The sequence below is a fragment of the Aeromonas sp. HMWF015 genome (assembly GCF_963878965.1).
Classification (GTDB): domain Bacteria; phylum Pseudomonadota; class Gammaproteobacteria; order Enterobacterales; family Aeromonadaceae; genus Aeromonas; species Aeromonas veronii.
Genome location: NZ_CAWNZT010000289.1, coordinates 1 through 1,049, shown reverse-complemented (window position 1 = coordinate 1,049; position 1,049 = coordinate 1). Strand labels below are relative to the sequence as shown.

The following is a 1,049-nucleotide window of genomic DNA, read 5'->3' as shown; positions in this document are numbered from 1 at the left end:
CTCTGCTCTGCTCTGCTCTGCTCTGCTCTGCTCTGCTCTGCTCTGCTCTGCTCTGCAATGAGTGATGGCAGATCACGGAAACAAAAAAAGCGCCCTGAGGCGCTTTTTTCAGATCAACCGGATATCAGCCTTTGAACTTGCTGAACACCAGAGAGGCGTTGGTACCGCCGAAGCCGAAGCTGTTGGACATGACGGTATTGAGCTCGGCCGCTTCGTACTCACGCACGATGGGCAGACCTTCGGCTTTCTCGTCCAGAGTCTCGATGTTGATGCTGGGGGCGATAAAGCCATGTTCCATCATCAGCAGGGAGTAGACAGCCTCGTGCACGCCCGCAGCGCCCAGCGCATGACCGGTCATCGCCTTGGTGGCAGAGATCTTGGGACCGTTGGCGCCAAACAGCGTCTGGATAGCTTCCAGCTCTTTGGTATCACCCACCGGAGTGGAGGTGCCGTGGGTGTTGATGTAATCAACCTTGCCCACACCCTGCATCGCCATCTTCATGCAACGCACCGCACCTTCACCGCTCGGCGCGACCATGTCATAGCCATCGGAGGTAGCACCGTAACCGGTCAGCTCGGCATAGATGTGAGCGCCACGGGCCAGCGCATGTTCCAGCTCTTCGATCACCAGAATGCCGCCGCCACCGGAGATAACGAAACCGTCGCGGTTCGCATCATAGGTACGGGACGCTTTTTCCGGCGTGTCGTTGTACTTGGTGGAGAGGGCGCCCATGGCATCAAACTGGATGGTAGAGGACCAGTCCAGCTCTTCACCGCCACCGGCGAAGACCACATCCTGTTTGCCAAGCTGGATCAGCTCAAGCGCGTGACCGATGCAGTGGGCAGAGGTGGCGCAGGCGGAGCTGATGGAGTAGTTGACACCCTTGATCTGGAACGGGGTCGCGAGGCAAGCAGAGGTGGTGGAAGACATGGTGCGCGGCACCATGTAAGGGCCCACACGCTTGACCCCTTTCTCACGGGCGATGTCCACAGATTCCGAGGTGTTCTTGCCGGAGGCACCACCTGAACCGACCACCAGGCCGGTACGC

At 59.1% G+C, this 1,049-nt stretch carries 1 protein-coding gene; it reads right to left on the bottom strand.

Translation table 11 applies throughout. The features are described from left to right. Positions 1-124: 124 nt before the first annotated feature. Positions 125-1,049, bottom strand: a 925-nt coding sequence (locus tag AACS18_RS14905) for a beta-ketoacyl synthase N-terminal-like domain-containing protein (protein WP_108612577.1), incomplete at its 5' end; no start/stop codon positions are given.